The sequence below is a fragment of the Roseibium sp. MMSF_3412 genome, assembly GCF_030733265.1.
GTDB lineage: Bacteria > Pseudomonadota > Alphaproteobacteria > Rhizobiales > Stappiaceae > Roseibium.
Genome location: NZ_JASHJI010000003.1, coordinates 383052 through 401230, shown reverse-complemented (window position 1 = coordinate 401230; position 18179 = coordinate 383052). Strand labels below are relative to the sequence as shown.

The following is an 18179-nucleotide window of genomic DNA, read 5'->3' as shown; positions in this document are numbered from 1 at the left end:
CGCGCGCCCTGAATCCAGCTTGAGAGACGGGCTTCGGCAAATCAGCCAGACGAGCGACCTAGCCGCGCGGGGCTCAATGAGTCAATGATTTCTTTTGCGTTTGGGCGATCACATGAATATGACTATGCGCCGCTGCACTTTTAACCAGGCTGGGACTTCAGATGCCTCAAACACCGGACGATGGCATGACAACCGTCGACCTGCGCGCCCGTATCGACGAAATCGATACGCGCATCCATGAGGCGTTGATGGAGCGCGCGGATGCGGAAACCGCGATCCGGGGTGCCGGCGGCGACAGCGCGGAAACGGCCCTGTCCTATCGTCCGGATCGGGATGCGGACAGCGTCCGGCAAATGCTGGAACGGCATCGCGGCAATCTGCCGGTCACCACGGTGGAACAGATCTGGCGCGACATTATCTGCGCCTGCACGCTTCAGGGGACAGGCACGGTAATCTATCTGGATGGCGGTGCCGAGCTGATCGACATGCTTGATCTGGCACGGTTCTATTTCGGCTTTTCAACGGAACTCGACCCGTGCAGTGATGCGTCGGATGTCGTTGATGCGGTTGGTCTTTCGACAGGGCACGCGATCGGTCTCGTCGCCCTGAACGACCGCGCCGACCTGCCCTGGTGGCGCGGGCTCAGCGAGACGGGTGCCCTTGTCAGAGCGCGTCTGCCGTTCGTCATGCTCGATGAACGCCCGGCCGATTTGCCTGCTCTCGTCCTTTCGCGGGCGGACAACCTTGTCGACAACACCGACGTTACGGTTTATGACGCGCGCTGGTCGGATGTTCTGCCTGGAAAGCTGATGGATCAGGGCATTGAAGTGCTTAGCTTTTTCCGGTCCGGCAGCGGCGTTGACGCGCTTTTGGCGATTTCCGGCGAACTGACGGAAGAAGATGCGCTGGCCGCCTGCGCAGCCGCGGGAGCCAGACCTGATGTCCTGCGCCGCGTCGGTGGGTACGCCGCACCGATCGACGGTGAGAATGATGGCGACGACGAATTCGGCAGCGAAGAGCTGCAGGAATGAGCGGGAAGAAGACAATGAGTGAAGCCGACGTGACCAGACCCGAGCGCCCGCAGCCACGCGCTGGCGTATTGGATATTGCAGCCTATGTTCCCGGCAAATCCAAAGGCACGCATGGCAAGACGGTGCACAAGCTGTCCTCCAACGAGACCCCGCTTGGCGCAAGCCCGAAGGCAAAAGCGGCGATCGAAACGGTTGCACATAACCTTGAACTTTATCCCGACGGTGCCGCCAACGAACTTCGCGATGCCATCGCGGAAACGTATGGGCTGCACCCAGACCGGATCATCTGCGGCGCCGGCTCGGACGAGATTCTGAGCTTTCTTGCCTATGCCTATCTGGGGCAGGGCGACGAAGCGATCTATTCCGAGCATGGCTTCCTGATCTACGACATTGCGATCCGTGCGGCGGGGGCGACGCCCGTTGTCGCGCCGGAAACGGATCTCAAGACCGATGTCGACGCCATCCTTGCCCGGGTGACCGACAAGACCAAGATGGTTTTCATCGCCAATCCGAACAACCCGACCGGCACCTACCTGCCGTTCGAGGAAGTCAAACGTCTGCACGAGGGCCTGCCGGCGCATGTGCTTCTGGTGCTTGATGCGGCCTATGGCGAATATGTGCGCAAGAACGACTACGAGAGCGGGATCGAGCTTGCGGCGACGTCCAACAATGTCGTCATGACACGGACCTTCTCCAAGGTGTACGGGCTTGCCAATCTGCGCATCGGCTGGGGTTTCGGCCCGTCGCACATCATTGATGCGCTCAATCGGATTCGCGGCCCCTTCAACGTCTCGGGGATGGCGATCGCGGCCGGGATTGCCGCGGTTCAGGACCGCGAATTCCTGACACGCGCGGTCGAGCATAACGACGAATGGTTGCCATGGGTGACCAATGAGCTGGAAAGGCTCGGCCTGAAGGTGACGCCGAGCGTCGGCAATTTCGTGCTCGTCCACTTTCCCGACGAGGACGGCAAGCGCGCGGCGGACGCGGATGCCTATCTTCTGGAGCACGGCTGCGTGCTGCGCCAGGTCGCCAATTACGGCCTGCCGAACGCCCTGCGCATGACCGTCGGTTCCGAGGAAGCGAACCGGTTCGTTGTCGAACATCTGAAAAAATTTCTGGGACAGGCCTGAAGGCAGAACAAGAACACATGACTGGTGCTCCCATATTCGATCGTATGGCCCTGATCGGGATCGGCCTTATCGGTTCCTCGCTGGCGCAGGTTGCCCGGCAGCGCGGGCTCGTGAAAGAGATCGCCATTTCGACCCGTTCGACGGCGACATTGCAGCGTGCGGAAGAACTGGGCCTTGGTGATCACTATGCGCTTGACGCAGCGGAGGCGGTCGAGGGTGCGGACCTCGTCATTCTCTGCGTCCCTGTCGGGGCCAACGAGGCCGTTGCCAAGTGGATCGCACCGGCGCTGAAAAAGGGAGCGATCCTGACCGACGCGGGTTCAACCAAGGAATCCGTCGTTGAGCAGGTCAGTCCGCATGTGCCGGACGGTGTCCACTTCATTCCGGGGCACCCGATCGCAGGCACGGAGCATTCCGGCCCGGATGCCGGTTTTCCGACCCTGTTCGACCAGCGCTGGTGCATTCTCACGCCGCCCGAAAACACCGATCCGGCAGCGCTCGCCAGGCTCAAAACCTTCTGGGAAGGCTGCGGCTCAGATGTGGATCTGATGGAGCCGAAACATCACGACCTGGTTCTGGCGATCGTTTCGCACCTGCCGCATCTGATCGCCTACAATATCGTTGGTACTGCCGACGATCTTGCCACCGTGACCAAGTCTCAGGTGATCAAGTATTCCGCGTCCGGTTTCCGCGACTTCACGCGTCTGGCGGCGTCCGATCCGACCATGTGGCGCGATGTCTGCCTGAACAACAAGGAAGCCATCCTGGAGATGCTGGCGCGGTTCTCCGAGGATCTTTCCGCGATGCAGCGGGCGATCCGCTGGGGCGACGGCGAGATGCTGTTTGATCTGTTCACGCGCACCCGGGGCATCCGCCGGTCAATCATCGAGGCGGGTCAGGAAACCGACGCGCCGGATTTCGGCAGGCATGTGGCCGGCACTCCCGTCAGTTCGAACGATTGACGATAAAGTCCGCCAGTGCCGACAACGTCTCAGCGTTTTCTCCGTAGGGCGCAAGCAGCTTTGCGGCTTCCGCGAGCAGTGTCTTCAATTCGGCATGGGTCTTTTCCGAGCCCCACAGGCCGACGAGCGTGGCCTTGCCGGCTTCAGCGTCCTTGCCGGTCGCCTTGCCCATGATTTCCGGGCTCGCTTCGACATCAAGAAGATCGTCGGCGAGCTGAAAGGCGAGACCGATCACTTCACCGAAACGGGTCAGTCTGTCGATATCTTCACCCGATGCATCGGCGACGATAGCGCCCGAGCGGCAGGCGTAGCGCAACAGCGCGCCGGTCTTCATGGACTGCAGCAGACGGATTTCCGTTTCCGAACGGGCCCGGTGTTCCGATTCAAGATCGAGCATCTGGCCACCGGCCATGCCGCCGACGCCAGCCGCGCGCGAGAGTTCTTGCGACAGCCGAAGCCGGATGGCGGCATCGTCATGAACCGCGGCGCTGCCGATCACGTCAAATGCGAGCGTCAGCAAGGCATCGCCCGCAAGGATCGCCGTTGCCTCGTCAAAGGCCTTGTGCACGGTTGGCTGTCCCCGGCGCAGGTCGTCATCGTCCATGGCGGGCAGATCGTCATGTATGAGCGAGTAGCAATGAATGAGTTCCAGCGCACAGGCCGCCTCAAGGACGCCATCATCATCGCGGCCGAACAGTTTTGCGGTCTCCACGACGAGGATGGGTCTGAGGCGTTTGCCGCCGTTGAGTGCGCCGTGGCGCATCGCGTCGACCAGCCGGGACGGCCGTGCTATCTCACCGGAAAGCGCGGCAGGGTCCAGAACGCGTTTCAGAACGGTTTCAATCCGGGCGCCCTGTTCCGTCAGGTGCTGCGTCAGCTCAATCGTCACGAATTACTCCAGACCGTATTTCCGGTAAATGCAAAGTTCGGCTTTCCCTGAGACCAATTCTTTGTATCGTCAAGACCGGAATTTCAAAAAATAGATCAAACGGCTAGTTTGACCAGCCACATACCGCGCCCGGATCGGGCCATCACCTGGAGACCCGCTTATGAAACTTCTGTCGAACCTGTTGCGTTCCTTCATCAAACGGGGCCGCATGCGCGTCATCGACGTGGCGGGGAAGGTTCACGAGTTCGGCTCCGGCGAGGACGGTCCGACGGTGACCATCCGCCTGCATGACAAGAAGCTCTACACATCGCTGTTCCTGAACCCGGAACTGGCCGCGGGCGAAGCCTACATGGACGGGACGCTGACGATGGAAGAAGGCTCGACATGTTATGACTTCATGTTCCTCTTCTCGATCAACAGGGCGCCGCTCGGTGCGCATCCGGTCCAGGGTCTCTTGCGCAAGGGTTGGAAGGCGTTCCGGCGGAACCAGCAGAAAAACAGCGTCGAGCGGGCAAAGAAGCAGGCGCGGCATCACTATGATCTGTCCACCGAGCTTTACCGGCTGTTTCTGGATGACGGTCTCAACTACAGCTGCGCCTATTACACCGATCCGGATCAGAGCCTCGAGGCGGCGCAGGACGCAAAGCTCACCCATCTGGTTGCCAAGCTCGACCTTCAAGACGGCATGGAGGTTCTGGAAATCGGCGGCGGATGGGGCTCGCTGGCGATCCGCATGGCGGAGGCCGGGGCGCGGGTGACGTCGCTGAACGTGTCGCCGGAACAGGTGAAGATCGCGGAAGAGCGGGTCAAGGCGGCCGGTGTGGAGGATCGGGTCACGTTCGTGCTCAAGGACTATCGCGAGTTCGAAGGACAGTTCGACAGGATCATCTCGGTCGGCATGATGGAGCATGTCGGCATCGGCCATCTGGATGAATATTTCGGCAAGATCCGGGATTGCCTTACGGATCGCGGTTACGCAGTGGTCCATTCCATCGGACGCATGACGCCCCCGGGCACGACGGGACCGTTCATCAGGAAATACATTTTCCCCGGCGGATATGTCCCGGCCCTGTCCGAAGTCTTTGCATCGACCGAGCGCCTCGGGCTATGGGTCTGCGACAATGAAATCCTCAGGTTGCACTACTACTACACGATCCGGGACTGGCGCATCCGCTTCGAGGAAAGGCGTGGCGCGGCCGCCGAGCTCTACGATGACGCCTTCTGCAGGATGTGGGAGTTTTATCTCAGCGCGGTCGAACTCGGGTTCCTGCACGGCTCGAACATGGTGTTCCAGCTGCTGCTGTCGAAGGAACGCGATGCCGCGCCGATCATTCGCGATTTCATTCAGGACAATGAACGGAAGTTGAATGGGGCGACGTAAGGCGGCAGCCGGGAGCAGCAAGGGCTCTTCCCGGGACACCCGCAAAAAGCGTTCTTTCTGGCAAAGGGTCCGCCGGCGGCTGTTGCAGCTTCTGCTGGTGCTGATCCTGTTGCCGCCCGTTCTCACGGTTGTCTATTCCGTCGTGCCGCCGATCAGCACCCTGATGCTTGCCCGGTATGTCCAGTTCCTCTGGGTCGACCGGCAGTGGGTTCCGATCGAGGAAATCTCTCCCAACCTGATCCGGTCCGTGGTCACCTCCGAAGACAGCGGTTTCTGCACCAATGATGGCGTCGAATGGGAAGCGCTTCAGGATCAGGTCGAGGCGCTGAGCGAGGGTGAGCGCCCCCGGGGTGCCAGCACGATCACCATGCAGACAGCCAAGAACCTGTTTCTGTGGGGCGAGCGCTCCTATGTCAGAAAGGCCCTGGAATTGCCGCTTGCCCTGATGCTGGATGCAATCCTGACCAAGAAACGGGTGCTGGAAATCTATCTCAACATCGCGGAGTGGGGCGAAGGCATCTTCGGGGCGGAAGCCGCGGCGCAGGCCTGGTTCGGCAAGCCGGCAAAGGACCTGACGCGGACAGAGGCCGCGCGCCTGGCGACGGCACTGCCCAATCCGATTGGCCGCAACCCGGCGAATCCCTCCGCCGGGCACCGCCGCCTTGCAGCGACCAATCTTGCCCGCGTCCGGTCTTCGGGCCCGATTTTCGGCTGTGTTCTGGCCAAATAACCGTGATAGAAGGCAGGTCAAACGGTTACGCCCCGGATTGAGCGAGAAATTTTCGCGTTTGGGGTGGCAAAACGCTGGCGTTGGCTGTATAACGCCGCGCATTCCAACACGCTGCGTGACGCCACGCCCCGGGCTGACCCGGTCCGGGCCGCGCGGTTATGGACCACGGAGAAAAACAAAATGGCAGTTCCAAAGAGAAAAACCTCGCGTATGAAGCGCGGTTTTCGCCGTTCTACGGACGCCCTTAAGCAGCCGACTTACGTCGAGGACAAGGATTCAGGCGAACTGCGTCGCCCGCATCACGTCGACCTGAAGACCGGCATGTACCGGGGCCGTCAGATCCTTTCCCCGAAGGAAGACGCATAAGCGCTTCCCCAGGGTGGATCGCCGCATGGCAAACCAGGATTGAGGCTGGCCTTGTTTCGACAGGCCGGCCTTTTTCTTTTGCCCGAAAATGAGACCCGGAAGTCATGCCCTGAAATCGCGCCCTGTAATCGTGCCTTGAAATCGCACCACTGATCGTGTCAGGTCGCCGCACTCGCCTCACCTGCGTCCGCATTCTCCGGGAGCCGCGTCATGCGCCTTTTTTCCGCAATCCCCTTCACGCTCTTTTCCCTGCTGATCTACAACGCGCTCGCCTTCACGGCCGGTGCCGACAATCCGCTGTTCTGGTCGGAGCCGATGGTCTCGATCGCGATGGTCTCGGGTGCAACATTCGAACTTCTGGCGAGCGACCTCCTGATCACGCTCGGCCTTTTCTTTCTTTTTATCGAAATCCTGAAGGCAACGCGGATCGGGACGACGGCGCTGCTCGACCACATGTTCTCGGTGCTGGTCTTCGTTGTTTACCTGGTCGAGTTTCTGGTGTTGCCCCAGGCGGCCACGTCGCTGTTCTTCATTCTGATGGCAATATCGCTGATCGACGTGATCGCAGGCTTTTCGATCTCGATCACCGGCGCGCGCCGCGACGTGTCCTTCGGACACGGTGACGGTCACCTGTAAACTGCCGGCCTGACCCCTCAGGCGTCCCTGGCCTCATCGGTGATGGCGTATTTCTGGATCAGGGGAAGCTGGGTCAGGGTGAACACCAGCGTGATCGGCATGATGCCGAATACCTTGAAGCTGACCCAGAAATCCGTCGAGAAACTGCGCCAGACGATCTCGTTGATGGCGGCCAGCACGAAGAAGAAGATGCCCCATCGAAAGGTAAGCTTGCGCCAGCCTTCATCCGTCAGCTTGAAGGCACTGTCGAAGACGTAGCCGAGCAGCGCCTTGCCGAAGAAGAGACCTCCGAGCAGGACGGAGCCGAACAGGCAGTTCACGATCGTCGGCTTCAGCTTGATGAAGAGTTCATCGTGCAGCCAGAGTGTCAGGGCGCCGAAGACCAGGACGACAACACCGGAAACCAGGGGCATGATCGGCAGGCGGCGTGTCAGCCAGAGCGAGACGGTGAGCGAAATCGTGATGGCAACCATGAAGGCCGCCGTTGCCAGGAAAATCGGCTCGCCGATGACCTGGAGCACCGGGAACGCTCCGGCGATCTGCTCGCCGCGCGAGTTGAACAGGAAAAACACGCCAAGCGGACCCAGTTCAAGCGCCAGCTTCAGGAGCGGCGACAGCTCCTTTCGGGTCGGGTCGTTCGGGTCGTGTTCCAATTCCATAGTGCCGATGCTCCTGATCAGGTCTTTCGGGCAAATAGGGGCAAGGGGGTGCCGAGGTCAAGGCTCAGCGGATTGAAGGCGTTAAAATCTGCCAGCCGATCGCTTGCGTCCGGCAACCACGTGAATGCTCAACAGCGCGAAAAAGCGATGGCTCCTGTCGCGTTCTTCAAGGTCCGCGTAAAAGGCCGCCGCTTCGGCAGCGGGGATTTTCTTTTCCGACACGCAGCGCTGAAGGGTCACGGTCAGGTCGAAGATGATCTCGGCGTCCGCGAGCCTTTTCAGCAGAATCGGGTGTACACTGTGGTGGGTTATGGTGAGGTGTGCGCCGAAGAGGTCGATCAGCTCCCGGCCGATCATTGGATTGAGAAATCCATTTCTGAAGGCGTCCTCGGCATGGCGCGAAATTTCGGCGAGATCCGACCCGATGACGAAACTGCTCCAGTCGGGTTCCGCCGCACAGACAATGCCACCGGGCCGCACGATCCGCGCCATTTCGCCAATTGCCGTTCCGGGATTCGGAATGTGCTGCAGCGATCGATCGATCCTTGCGGCATCAAAAAGATCAGCCTCGCAGCCAAGTGCATGGATATCGCCTTGCCTGACAGTGATGGATGGGTCCTCGGCGCCGCACACGTCGACGACGTGGTTTTGCGCGGCCCTGACGAAACTTTCGCTCAGATCGAAGCCAGTCACGCTGCCGCCTGGTACCAACTGCTTCAACCGGGGCAGGTCGAACCCGAGCCCGCAGGCGAGATCCGCGACTTTGCCGTCCGGTCCAAGGACCAGTGCCTCATAGGACGTTTTCTTGTAGGTCTGGAAGTCCGGCAATCGCTCCATCAATGACAGGCAGGTCTCCAGTTTTGCAAGGTTGGCGGCATTGTCCACTTGTCTGAAACTGTCGGCGAGAAAGGTCATGGCACTGTTCCTGCGCTAATGTCATATGCCTTGCTGGTGTGAATCTGCTATCTATCAGGCAATCGAGTTGAAAAGTACACACGGGTCCTCAACATGCGAGCAGTCCTTTGCCTGATCATGCTGATTGGCCTCATGCAACCGGCATGGGCTGTGAAACAGGTGAACTGGCAGGACCTTATCGACCCTGTCGCAGCCGATTTCGACGATCCGTTTGCCGCGCTCGGTCTCGCTGAACTCAGATCGCTCGGCACCGTGCTCAGGTTGCGCAAGATGCTCGCCGATCCCGGACTTTCGAGTGATGCAAGGCCGGAAATCGCGGCTCGGCTCGATCGCGAAGAAGCGAAACTGGCTGTGTCGGGAGTGGATACGGACGGTCTTTTGTCGCGCCGGCAGGAAATTGGCCGTAAGCGGGCGGAAGCGGTGATGTCGGGAAATCCGGACCTTGACGGCAGGAGCATCTCGATCCCCGGATACGTTATCCCCGTTCCCGATACGCAGACCACGACCTCCAACGGCGGATATCTTGTGCCGGAGCGGGGCATGTGTTCTCACATGCCCGCGCCCGACCCGAACCAGATGATCCGGTATACGCTCGAAACGGACTGGACGGCCGATTCCCTTTACGAACCTGTGGAGTTGGTCGGCACGCTCAGCATCAGGCCCTCCCGGCAGGAGATCACCCTGATCGACGGGCAGGTGGAGATGATCGCCGTCTTCGACATGCAGGTCACCGCCGTTGTCCCGCGTGCTGAGACCGAACCCGACACGAAGCAAAGGTCGTTTCTGCACTTCCTGCGTCCCAAGGCGCGTTAGGCGCGTTCGTGCACACGAGGCTACTCGGTGTGCTGATGCCACATGTCCGTAACCACTTTCCAGCCGCCTCCGGACGGTTTGAGAACGTAGAGATAGGTGCCGGTTGCGTCCATGCCGACACTTTCCACCCTGGCGTTGACCGATCCGATCATGACGGCCAGCGTACCGTCATCGGAGACAAGGAGCGTGTCGACGGAATGGGTGACCTCACCCTTGTTGGACGTGACGAATTCGAACAATTTCCTGGGTTCTTCAAGTCCTTTGATCGCGGGTTTGCCCTGTTCGATCCAGATCGTGTCTTCGGCATAAAGCGACAGGATCGCGTCCGCATCGCGGTTTGCCACGGCTTCATTGAAGCGATCGTTCAGGTTTTCGAGTTCGGCGACAGGATCGGCACGGATGTCTCCTGCTGCAAGAAGGGGGCCGGCAACCGCCGTCACGACGGCAAGCGACATGAGAGATTTTCCGAGTTTCATCAGATGGTCTTTCGGTTGGTTCGGATGTTGAAACGAAGAGCCTTGCGGTGGCCGCGAAGAAAAGGGCTCAGGCTGCACGGGACCTTGGCCGTGAAACGATCACCTCGCGGGTGATCCGCCATCGGTTCTGTTCACGGACGAGATCGATCCCCAGCGTGATTTGCATGTCGGGTCCGGTCAGCTCATTCTGCCGCGAGATCAGAACGTGGGCCGTATCGCCGTCGACCGATACATGATGGAACCTGGCCCAGGTCCCGATGGTTCCGCCGTTGGCGTCCAGAGCCGACCGGATCATCTCCTGGAATTCCGTCTTTCCGGACACGCTGACCTCATCTCCCGGGGAGAGCATGATGACCTTCATGTCATCATGGTAGATTTCATCCAGGATGGCAGTGTTGTTGCCGGCGACATTTTCGATCAGGCGTTCGATGACAGCTTTGACTTCGCGCCCCGTTTCCTCAGACGTTGTCATGATGCATCCCCCTGACCGGGTAGTTGTTTGCCGGGTTCTTGATGAAATTCAGTCCCATGAGCATCGACGAAAGGGCCGGCCGGGCAAAGGGAGCGTTTGAAACATCGACCACCTGGAGCTTGCCCTCGCCATTGACGACATAAAGCCCTGGCTCGGCGAAAGGTCGATCGGTTTCTTCCGGAGAACGTGGATCGGAGACGTAGAGGCCGAGCTTCCGCATCTCGTCGACGCTCAAATCGATGCCGACCGGAAAGCTGACACCCGCTTCGCCTGTCTGTGCACTGGCCCGGTCTTCCGGGTCGGCCGATGCGGCAACGATGTCCACACCGATCTTGCTCAGCTCCGATGTGATTTCTTCAAGCTCTTTCAGATATCTGGTGCAGATGGGGCAGTGCCGACCGCGGTAGATCACGATCATCTGCCAGTCATGCCCGTTTGCCGGCGTGCCGAGCTCCACTGTTCCGCCGCCCAGCCGGGACAGAGTGATTTTGGGGAAGGCCTGACCTGCAAGAGGTTTTGAGTTTGTCATCAAGGGCTCCGTGATATATATAATGATCGATACATAAATATCGGAACACGACAGAGTCAAGAGATATATATTGACCGATACAAAAAAAATGGGCCGCCCACGAACTTTTGATAGCCGTCAGGCGCTGACGGCTGCCATGAACGTGTTCTGGGCGAAGGGGTATGATGGTGCCTCGTTGAAGGATCTGACGGGAGCGATGGGCATCAGCGGACCGAGCATGTATGCCGCTTTCGGTGACAAGCGGGAGCTTTTCCTCAAGACCATCGACCTCTACGGCGACGTTGACGGCTGCGCGCCTGTTGTCATCTTCGAGAGCGAACCGGACATCCGGCTCGCGGTGCGCGGGTTCCTTGAAGAGGTGATCAAATACGCGACGGCCCATGAAAGCGGGGCGAAGGGATGTTTCCTCGCCTCCAGCGTGTCGGCGAGCATCGGCGAGGTCGAAGGTGTAAAGGAACGGGTCGAAAAGGCGATTGAGGACACGGACAGGCGCCTGGCCTCCCGGTTCGACCGGGAAAAGGAAAACGGGGTTCTCCCGGAAGACTTTCCTTCACTGGAGCGCGCACGGCTGCTTTACGATGTCAGGCAGGGTTACATGTTCCGAGGCCGCGCCGGATGGACGGCTGAGGCCATGCGTCAGGATCTCGACCACCGGGTCAGCATGATCCTTGCCTGAGTGTCCGCATGTCTGCCGGATGCCGCTGACAGCACCCGCCTGCCAGGTGGCGTCTCTCCTCCGAGATCCATACCAAGATTGCCAAACAGGGCCGGGACCCGCATTGTGTGCAGGTACCTGTCGTAAGGTAAGCTTTAGCGTCTGCTTTGGAGGAGACCGGCAATGATACTGTTGAAAATCGGCTCGCAAGGGGAAGCCGTGGAACAGGTACAGGGCGGCCTCAACCACGCCGGTGCCTCGATTTACCCCGCGTTGGAAACCGACGGGGTCTTCGGCGGCAAGACCCACGCGAGGGTGGTCGAATTCCAGGGAAAGAACGGACTTGCGAAAGACGGTATCGTCGGCCAGCAGACGAAAGGCGCGCTTGAGAAGTTCGTTGAGGCTTTTCTTGCCCATATCAAGACGCTGACACCGCCGGCCGATGAGCAGGCCGCGCGCGACCGTATCCTTGATATCGCGCGCCAGATGTATGAACGGCACGGCTGGCGGATGTCCGACCAACTGGGGGAGGACCGCCAGCGGATCGCCATGAACTACCAGGCCGACAGCAAGACCAAGGAACGCCAGGGAGGTGCCATCCTTGCCCAGATTGCCATGCTCACCGGCAATCCCGGTATCCAGGCGCAGAACTGCTTCCATATTTCAGACGCGCATGTCCAGCGCTATGCCGCAGCGTTGCCTCCGACCGATATCGGCAAGTGGTGCGGAGCGTTTGTCTTTGCCGTCTACAAGCTTGCCGGGCTCAAGATCGGTTTCTGGCCGATGGTCAGCACAGCTGCCCCGAAATTTGGAAAGGCAACGCTGTTCACGACCGTGACGAAGGCGTCGGATGTGAAGGCCGGCGATTATGGCATCGCGAATTGGGGCAAGGACCCGGTCACGAAAAAGCCGGGCGAAAACCACCACTTCCTCGTGGTCAAGGTGAACGGTGACCAGCTGACGACGATCGAGGGCAACGTCAACTTCCGCGTCAATGACAATTTCGCGCCGCTCACCATCGTGAAACGCGACAAGTACTCGATCCACGGCATCATGAAGGACCCGCAAGGAGACAGCGGTTTCGGCCGGCCGATCTGGTCGAAGGTGCTGTGAACGGGCGCTACTGAAGAGCGCAAAAAAAAAGAGCGCCACGAGGGCGCTCTTTCTGCCTGACAGGTTTTCGGCGTGCAATCAGCCGTTGGCGATGTACTGACCGCCATTGATGGTCATGACCGCGCCGGTCATGAAGGCGGCGGCGTCAGAGGCCAGGTAGACGACGGTCTGCGCGATTTCTTCCGGGTGGCCCAGGCGGCCGACCGGGATGTTGGAGACAATCGATTCCAGGACCTTTTCCGGCATGGCGGCGACCATGTCGGTGTTGATGTAGCCCGGGCAGACGCAGTTGACGGTGATGCCCTTGAAGGCGTTTTCCTGAGCCAGCGCCTTGGTGAAGCCGATCACGCCCGCCTTCGCAGCCGAGTAGTTTGTCTGACCCATCTGGCCTTTCTGGCCGTTGATCGACGAGATGTTGATGATGCGGCCCGAGCCGCGACCGCGCATGCCGTTGATGACGGGATGGGTCATCGTGAACATGGAATCCAGGTTGGTGGACAGAACCGCGCGCCACTGATCGAAGTCCATCTTGTGGAACATGCCGTCGCGCGTGATGCCGGCATTGTTGACCAGGACCTCGACCGGGCCGAGTTCGCTCTCAACCTGGGCAATCCCGGCGGCGCAGGCTTCGGGGTCGGAGACATCCCACTTAAAGACGTGGATGCCGGTTTCCGCCTTGAAGGCTTCCGCCTTTTCCGTGTTGCCCGCGTAGGTGGCTGCCACAGTGTAGCCGGCGTCCTTCAGACCGCGCGAGATTGCCTCGCCGATGCCGCGTGTTCCGCCTGTGACCAGTGCGACCTTGCTCATTCCCCTTCCTCCTGACTTCCAGTTGGCCTCTTGGAGCTATGGCTCCCGGCTCTTCAACAGAGTGTTTTGTCTAAAACTTCGGTGCTTGGACCACGGCCGGGCGGTGCCGGCCATGATCCTTGTCAATCCCGCGCGATCAGCGCTCCAGGCACATGGCAACGCCCATGCCGCCACCGATGCACAGTGTCGCAAGACCCTTCTTGGCGTCGCGGCGGTTCATTTCGTGCAGCAGGGTCGTCAGAATGCGCGCGCCCGATGCACCGATCGGGTGGCCGATGGCAATCGCGCCGCCATTCACGTTGACGATGTCCGGGTTCCAGCCCATGTCCTTGTTCACGGCGCAGGCCTGCGCTGCAAAGGCTTCGTTGGCTTCGACCAGGTCCAGGTCGGCCGCCGCCCAGCCGGCCTTTTCAAGCGCCTTGCGGGACGCGGGGATCGGACCCGATCCCATGATGGCCGGATCGACGCCGGCTGTCGCCCAGGACGCGATCCGGGCCAGCGGCGTCAGACCGCGCTTTTCTGCCTCTGCCGCGCTCATGACAAGAATGGCGGCTGCGCCGTCGTTGATGCCGGACGCGTTCGCAGCCGTGACAGAGCCTTCCTTGGTGAAGGCCGGGCGCAGCTTGGCAACGCTTTCAAGGGTCGCGCCGTGGCGGATGTATTCGTCGTCCTCGACCACCTTCTCGGCCCGGCGCTCCTTGACCGTCACGGGCGTGATCTCGTCCTTGAACTTGCCGGCCTTCTGGGCGGCTTCGGCCTTGTTCTGCGAAGCAACGGCGAATTCGTCCTGCTGATCGCGGTTGATCTGCCATTTCTCGGCAACGTTCTCCGCCGTCTGGCCCATGTGGTAGCCGTTGAAAGCGTCCCACAGACCGTCCTTGATCATGGTGTCGATCATCTTGTAGTCGCCCATCTTGTAGCCGTTGCGCATGTGCGCAGCGTGGGGCGACAGCGACATGTTTTCCTGTCCGCCGGCCATCATGATCGTGGCATCGCCGGTCTGGATCTGCTGCGCTGCAATAGCGACGGTGCGCAAACCGGAGCCGCAAACCTGGTTCAGTGTCCAGGCGCTCGAGCTGTCGGCGATGCCGGCGTTGATCGCGGCCTGGCGTGCCGGGTTCTGTCCCTGCGCGGCCGTCAGGACCTGACCGAACACGACTTCGTCGATGTCTCCGCCTTCAACGCCTGCCTGTTCCATGGCGGCCTTCATGACGATTGTGCCCAGATCATGCGCCGGAACATTGGCGAATGAACCGTTGAAAGATCCGACAGGCGTGCGGGTTGCGCTGACAATAACGATATCTGTGGAAGCGCTCATACTACTCTCCAGGACTGATGGCCGAATGGCCGTAGACGGACGGTGCCTCAGCGGCACTTTTCGATCCTCAATTATCGGAGGACTAGAAACTGCCCGCGATAGCGTGTCAACCGTAACAGCCCTTATCCGGGGGGTCTTTTCGCATTTGCGGCATAATCCTTTCGTCAGCGCACATAAAAAGAGTGGCACGATCCGATACGATTGGCTTAGTCTCTTAGTCGGAGGAGGCGGCACGTCGGCGAAAGCACTGTCGTCACATGGAAAACTAGCCGTAAGGCTGACAGGCGGAAATGACGAATGGCTAAGACAAACGAGCCTACAATCATCAAGAAATACGCCAACCGGCGGCTCTACAACACGGGCACCAGCACCTATGTCACGCTCGAGGATCTCGCGGTGATGGTGAAGGGCGAAGAGGATTTCGTGGTCTACGACGCCAAATCGGGGGAGGACATTACCCGGTCGGTGCTCACGCAGATCATTTTCGAACAGGAGGGCAAGGGTCAGAACCTTCTGCCCGTTACCTTTCTGCGGCAGCTGATCCGTTTTTACGGTGACAGCATGCAGGGCCTGGTCCCGAGCTTTCTGGAATATTCGATGACGTCGCTTACCAAGGAGCAGGAAAAGCTGCGCTCGCAAATGAGCGAAGCGTTCGGGGCGACTGCCTTCGATGCGATCGAGGACCAGGTGAAGCGGAACACCGAGATGTTCGAGCGGGCCATGAAAATGTTCATGCCGTTCCCGACCGGCGAAGCGGGAAGTTCCCAGAATGCCGGAGCCGCACCTGCCGATGCCAAGAAACCTGCGTCAGGCCCTGGCGAGCTTGACGACATGAAGCGCCAGCTGGAAGAGATGCAAAAGAAGATCAACCAGCTTTCGGACAAATCCTGACGCGTCCTGGCGCCGGGCAGAGGTCGCCGATCAGAATGAATGTCGGCAGGGAACCGGAAACGGATCCCTGCCGTTTCCTTTCCGGGCGCTGTTTTCGCCTTTGAGCGTCAGCCGCAATCCGCGACCAGACCGGCCGTCTCAATGCCGGCCACGGCACAGGCTTCGTCGTTCTCGGAGGTGTCGCCGGTGATGCCGACGGCGCCGAGTGTTTCCCCCGCATCGTTCCGGACCAGGACACCTCCCGGCACGGGAATGATGTTGCCGCCGGCAACACCGTTGAGCGCGTTCACGAAATGAGGGCGGGTTTCCGCGTTGGCGTTCAGCCACCTGGTGCCGGTGCCGACCGCAAGTGCACCGTTCGCCTTGCCCGTTGCGATCTGGGGACGCAGGTTGGACGAGCCGTCCTGCCGCTTCAGGGTCACGGTATGACCGCCTGCATCCAGCACGACGACAGTGAGCGGCTTCAGGCCGAGTTCGGCCGCTTTTGCAAATGCGGCGGAAGTGATGGTCTCTGCCGTTGAAAGTGAAATGCCATTTGCCATTGAATGTCGTCCTTTTGAAGGTTCATAACGGGTCGGGGCAAACACACCTCTCAAGAAGCTCTATTTGCGGCATATGCCGAAGACGGCTGTGTGCGGCGAACTTGTGTGTTTGCGCATTTGCCAGTCACTCCTTAAGGTGCTGCCCTCAATCAGGGCTTGCTAGCAGACCACGGCGCAGGCGAATAGGTGGCTTCGCCGAGAAACTTCTGCGGCGAAACGGAACAAATGATTTGAAATTCGGGTTGGAGGAATTCAGTGAAGCGTGATTTTCAGGCCCCGGGCCGCTCGCCGGTCTTTGCGCGCAACGCGGCGGCTGCAACCTCCCACCCGCTGGCGACAAGTGCCGTTCTGGAAGTTCTTCAAAACGGCGGCAATGCCGTCGATGCGGCAATCGCCGGCGTCGCGGTGCAATGTGTCGTTGAAACGCACATGACCGGTATCGGCGGCGACTGTTTTGCGATCGTTACCGAACCCGATGGCCGCCTGACCGGTTTCAATGGTTCGGGAGCAGCGCCCAAGGCCGCCTCGCCCGAGCGGCTCGCGGAGCTGGGTGTCGACGAGATAACAGACACGTCCGCCCATGCCGTCACGGTGCCCGGGGCGGTCAGGGCCTGGGAGACGTTGTTGTCGGCACATGGCACGCTCTCCTTCAAGGAGCTGTTCAAGCGGGCCATTGAATACGCCCGCGAGGGCTTCCCCGTTGCGCCGAGAGTTGCGCACGACTGGGCGCAGAATGTCTCAAAGCTTGCGGGTGACGAAATCTCGGCGGCACGCTACCTGATCAACGGTGCCGCGCCCCAAACCGGGACAATTTTGAAATATCCGCATCTTGCCGATACGCTGGAACAGATCGCGGAAGGCGGGGCGGACGCGTTCTACAGCGGCGACATTGCCCGGGACATCGTGTCTGCGATCCAGGCCAAGGGCGGGCTGATGACCGAGGACGATCTTGCGGCGTGTCACACAACCGCCGTTGCCCCGGTGATGCGCGACTACAAGGGTTTCTCCGTCGCCGAACTTCCACCGAACGGACAGGGCGTCATTGCGCTGGTGATCCTCGGCATTCTTGAAAAGTTCGATCTGGAAAATCTGGATCCGATGGGGCCGGAACGGTTTCATCTGGAGATGGAAGCCTCGCGCATTGCCTATGCCGTCCGGGACAAGTTCGTCACTGATCCCAACTACATGGATGTGTGCCACACACGGCTGATCGGGTCGGACTATATCGACCAGCTTGCGAGCCTGGTTTCGCCCGATTCGCGGGTTTCCACGCTTCCCGAAGCATCGCTTTCGCCGCAGACCGACACGGTCTATCTGAGCGTTGTCGACAAGGACGGACTTTCGGTTTCCTTCATCAATTCCCTGTTCAGCGATTTCGGCTCGGGGATCGTCGCCCCGGCGAGCGGTGTGCTGCTGCACAGCCGCGGCAGGTCGTTCAAGGCTGCGCCGGGCCACGCCAATTCGATCGATGGCGGCAAGCGGCCGTTGCACACGATCATTCCTGCCATGGTGCTCAAGGACGGCGCGCCCTTCCTTTCTTTCGGCGTGATGGGCGGACAATACCAGGCCTGCGGTCACGCGCATCTTCTGACCAACATCATCGACTACGGCATGGATGTGCAGGCCGCGATCGACTTTCCGCGCATGTTCTTCGACCTGGACAGCCACGAACTCCAGGCAGAAAGGCTGATCCCGCCCTCAACCATCGACGGCCTGAAAGCACGTGGCCACGCCGTCGCACCGGCAGCGGGGCCCATCGGTGGCAGCCAGGCGATCATGATCGACAAGGCACGTCATCTCCTGACTGCCGGGTCCGATCCGCGCAAGGATGGTCACGCCGCAGGTTACTGACGCGAAAACG

21 protein-coding genes are annotated in these 18179 nt (G+C 60.2%); 12 read left to right on the top strand and 9 right to left on the bottom strand.

The window, feature by feature from the left end; genetic code table 11:
• Positions 1-185: 185 nt before the first annotated feature.
• The 3 genes from RBB49_RS08135 to RBB49_RS08125 are packed head-to-tail and all read left to right on the top strand — an operon-like array spanning position 186 to position 3126.
• On the top strand, positions 186-1031 hold the full coding sequence (locus RBB49_RS08135) for a chorismate mutase (RefSeq protein WP_306142220.1): 846 nt from the start codon (positions 186-188) through the stop codon (positions 1029-1031).
• 14 nt (positions 1032-1045) lie between these two features.
• The gene (gene hisC, locus RBB49_RS08130) at positions 1046-2164 is read left to right on the top strand and encodes a histidinol-phosphate transaminase (RefSeq protein WP_306142219.1); all 1119 of its coding nucleotides are present in this window, start codon (positions 1046-1048) and stop codon (positions 2162-2164) included.
• Between the two features lie 17 nt (positions 2165-2181).
• Positions 2182-3126, top strand: coding sequence for a prephenate/arogenate dehydrogenase family protein (locus tag RBB49_RS08125; RefSeq protein WP_306142218.1), 945 nt, complete (start codon positions 2182-2184; stop codon positions 3124-3126).
• On the opposite strand, the gene RBB49_RS08120 is transcribed toward RBB49_RS08125, so the two are convergent.
• Complete coding sequence (locus RBB49_RS08120; RefSeq protein ID WP_306142387.1) at positions 3110-3970, bottom strand: polyprenyl synthetase family protein; 861 nt, start codon at positions 3968-3970, stop codon at positions 3110-3112. The genes RBB49_RS08125 and RBB49_RS08120 overlap by 17 nt on opposite strands.
• Positions 3971-4175: 205 nt before the next feature.
• Between RBB49_RS08120 and RBB49_RS08115 the strand changes: the two genes are divergently transcribed.
• The 4 genes from RBB49_RS08115 (at position 4176) to RBB49_RS08100 (ending at position 7128) form a co-directional block, all read left to right on the top strand.
• Positions 4176-5396, top strand: coding sequence for a cyclopropane-fatty-acyl-phospholipid synthase family protein (locus tag RBB49_RS08115; RefSeq protein WP_306142217.1), 1221 nt, complete (start codon positions 4176-4178; stop codon positions 5394-5396).
• Positions 5383-6126 carry a monofunctional biosynthetic peptidoglycan transglycosylase gene (gene mtgA, locus RBB49_RS08110; protein ID WP_306142216.1) on the top strand — a complete coding sequence of 248 codons (744 nt, stop codon included), beginning with the start codon at positions 5383-5385 and terminating at the stop codon, positions 6124-6126. Before RBB49_RS08115 ends, mtgA begins: the two co-directional genes overlap by 14 nt.
• 180 nt (positions 6127-6306) lie before the next feature.
• Positions 6307-6492, top strand: coding sequence for a 50S ribosomal protein L32 (gene rpmF, locus RBB49_RS08105; protein ID WP_306142215.1), 186 nt, complete (start codon positions 6307-6309; stop codon positions 6490-6492).
• A gap of 210 nt (positions 6493-6702) precedes the next feature.
• On the top strand, positions 6703-7128 hold the full coding sequence (locus RBB49_RS08100; protein WP_306142214.1) for a hypothetical protein: 426 nt from the start codon (positions 6703-6705) through the stop codon (positions 7126-7128).
• A gap of 17 nt (positions 7129-7145) precedes the next feature.
• Here the strand turns inward: RBB49_RS08100 and RBB49_RS08095 are convergent, their stop codons facing one another.
• Entirely contained in the window at positions 7146-7787 is a 642-nt protein-coding gene (locus RBB49_RS08095) for a septation protein A (protein WP_306142213.1), read from the bottom strand.
• A gap of 81 nt (positions 7788-7868) precedes the next feature.
• Entirely contained in the window at positions 7869-8702 is an 834-nt protein-coding gene (locus tag RBB49_RS08090; protein WP_306142212.1) for a methyltransferase domain-containing protein, read from the bottom strand.
• A gap of 93 nt (positions 8703-8795) precedes the next feature.
• Here RBB49_RS08090 and RBB49_RS08085 point away from each other — a divergent pair, with 93 nt between their 5' ends.
• On the top strand, positions 8796-9515 hold the full coding sequence (locus tag RBB49_RS08085) for a DUF3299 domain-containing protein (RefSeq protein WP_306142211.1): 720 nt from the start codon (positions 8796-8798) through the stop codon (positions 9513-9515).
• Between the two features lie 20 nt (positions 9516-9535).
• Here the strand turns inward: RBB49_RS08085 and RBB49_RS08080 are convergent, their stop codons facing one another.
• The 3 genes from RBB49_RS08080 to RBB49_RS08070 all read right to left on the bottom strand — a co-directional run bounded on the left by RBB49_RS08080 (position 9536) and on the right by RBB49_RS08070 (position 10992).
• A complete protein-coding gene (locus RBB49_RS08080) occupies positions 9536-9991 on the bottom strand; it encodes a DUF4440 domain-containing protein (RefSeq protein WP_306142210.1) in 456 nt (151 codons plus the stop codon).
• A 67-nt stretch (positions 9992-10058) separates the two neighbouring features.
• Positions 10059-10463: a nuclear transport factor 2 family protein gene (locus tag RBB49_RS08075; RefSeq protein ID WP_306142209.1), complete on the bottom strand. Its 405-nt coding sequence runs from the start codon at positions 10461-10463 to the stop codon at positions 10059-10061.
• A complete protein-coding gene (locus RBB49_RS08070) occupies positions 10450-10992 on the bottom strand; it encodes a redoxin domain-containing protein (RefSeq protein ID WP_306142208.1) in 543 nt (180 codons plus the stop codon). The genes RBB49_RS08075 and RBB49_RS08070 overlap by 14 nt, the downstream gene beginning before the upstream one ends.
• A gap of 70 nt (positions 10993-11062) precedes the next feature.
• Here RBB49_RS08070 and RBB49_RS08065 point away from each other — a divergent pair, with 70 nt between their 5' ends.
• Positions 11063-11668, top strand: coding sequence for a TetR/AcrR family transcriptional regulator (locus tag RBB49_RS08065; protein WP_306142207.1), 606 nt, complete (start codon positions 11063-11065; stop codon positions 11666-11668).
• A gap of 162 nt (positions 11669-11830) precedes the next feature.
• Positions 11831-12760, top strand: coding sequence for a peptidoglycan-binding protein (locus tag RBB49_RS08060; protein WP_306142206.1), 930 nt, complete (start codon positions 11831-11833; stop codon positions 12758-12760).
• A gap of 78 nt (positions 12761-12838) precedes the next feature.
• Here RBB49_RS08060 and phbB read toward each other — a convergent pair whose 3' ends face one another.
• Positions 12839-13567 (bottom strand): acetoacetyl-CoA reductase, encoded by a 729-nt coding sequence (phbB, locus tag RBB49_RS08055; protein ID WP_306142205.1) that lies wholly within the window; start codon positions 13565-13567, stop codon positions 12839-12841.
• Positions 13568-13703: 136 nt separating this feature from the next.
• Positions 13704-14885 (bottom strand): acetyl-CoA C-acetyltransferase, encoded by a 1182-nt coding sequence (locus RBB49_RS08050; protein ID WP_306142204.1) that lies wholly within the window; start codon positions 14883-14885, stop codon positions 13704-13706.
• A 297-nt stretch (positions 14886-15182) separates the two neighbouring features.
• Between RBB49_RS08050 and phaR the strand changes: the two genes are divergently transcribed.
• On the top strand, positions 15183-15776 hold the full coding sequence (gene phaR, locus RBB49_RS08045) for a polyhydroxyalkanoate synthesis repressor PhaR (protein ID WP_306142203.1): 594 nt from the start codon (positions 15183-15185) through the stop codon (positions 15774-15776).
• Between the two features lie 107 nt (positions 15777-15883).
• Here the strand turns inward: phaR and RBB49_RS08040 are convergent, their stop codons facing one another.
• Positions 15884-16318 (bottom strand): heme-binding protein, encoded by a 435-nt coding sequence (locus tag RBB49_RS08040; RefSeq protein ID WP_306142202.1) that lies wholly within the window; start codon positions 16316-16318, stop codon positions 15884-15886.
• A 255-nt stretch (positions 16319-16573) separates the two neighbouring features.
• Between RBB49_RS08040 and ggt the strand changes: the two genes are divergently transcribed.
• Entirely contained in the window at positions 16574-18169 is a 1596-nt protein-coding gene (gene ggt, locus RBB49_RS08035; protein WP_306142201.1) for a gamma-glutamyltransferase, read from the top strand.
• Positions 18170-18179: the final 10 nt, after the last annotated feature.

Bases quoted from the DNA above. Each gene is read 5' to 3' on its own strand.
- hisC (WP_306142219.1), top strand. From the start codon at position 1,046: ATGAGTGAAGCCGACGTGACCAGACCCGAGCGCCCGCAGCCACGCGCT.
- RBB49_RS08085 (WP_306142211.1), top strand. From the start codon at position 8,796: ATGCGAGCAGTCCTTTGCCTGATCATGCTGATTGGCCTCATGCAACCG.
- RBB49_RS08050 (WP_306142204.1), bottom strand. From the start codon at position 14,885: ATGAGCGCTTCCACAGATATCGTTATTGTCAGCGCAACCCGCACGCCT.
- phaR (WP_306142203.1), top strand. From the start codon at position 15,183: ATGGCTAAGACAAACGAGCCTACAATCATCAAGAAATACGCCAACCGG.
- rpmF (WP_306142215.1), top strand. From the start codon at position 6,307: ATGGCAGTTCCAAAGAGAAAAACCTCGCGTATGAAGCGCGGTTTTCGC.
- phbB (WP_306142205.1), bottom strand. From the start codon at position 13,567: ATGAGCAAGGTCGCACTGGTCACAGGCGGAACACGCGGCATCGGCGAG.
- RBB49_RS08135 (WP_306142220.1), top strand. From the start codon at position 186: ATGACAACCGTCGACCTGCGCGCCCGTATCGACGAAATCGATACGCGC.
- RBB49_RS08095 (WP_306142213.1), bottom strand. From the start codon at position 7,787: ATGGAATTGGAACACGACCCGAACGACCCGACCCGAAAGGAGCTGTCG.
- RBB49_RS08100 (WP_306142214.1), top strand. From the start codon at position 6,703: ATGCGCCTTTTTTCCGCAATCCCCTTCACGCTCTTTTCCCTGCTGATC.
- RBB49_RS08060 (WP_306142206.1), top strand. From the start codon at position 11,831: ATGATACTGTTGAAAATCGGCTCGCAAGGGGAAGCCGTGGAACAGGTA.
- RBB49_RS08040 (WP_306142202.1), bottom strand. From the start codon at position 16,318: ATGGCAAATGGCATTTCACTTTCAACGGCAGAGACCATCACTTCCGCC.
- RBB49_RS08075 (WP_306142209.1), bottom strand. From the start codon at position 10,463: ATGACAACGTCTGAGGAAACGGGGCGCGAAGTCAAAGCTGTCATCGAA.
- RBB49_RS08125 (WP_306142218.1), top strand. From the start codon at position 2,182: ATGACTGGTGCTCCCATATTCGATCGTATGGCCCTGATCGGGATCGGC.
- mtgA (WP_306142216.1), top strand. From the start codon at position 5,383: ATGGGGCGACGTAAGGCGGCAGCCGGGAGCAGCAAGGGCTCTTCCCGG.
- RBB49_RS08115 (WP_306142217.1), top strand. From the start codon at position 4,176: ATGAAACTTCTGTCGAACCTGTTGCGTTCCTTCATCAAACGGGGCCGC.
- RBB49_RS08080 (WP_306142210.1), bottom strand. From the start codon at position 9,991: ATGAAACTCGGAAAATCTCTCATGTCGCTTGCCGTCGTGACGGCGGTT.
- RBB49_RS08070 (WP_306142208.1), bottom strand. From the start codon at position 10,992: ATGACAAACTCAAAACCTCTTGCAGGTCAGGCCTTCCCCAAAATCACT.
- RBB49_RS08090 (WP_306142212.1), bottom strand. From the start codon at position 8,702: ATGACCTTTCTCGCCGACAGTTTCAGACAAGTGGACAATGCCGCCAAC.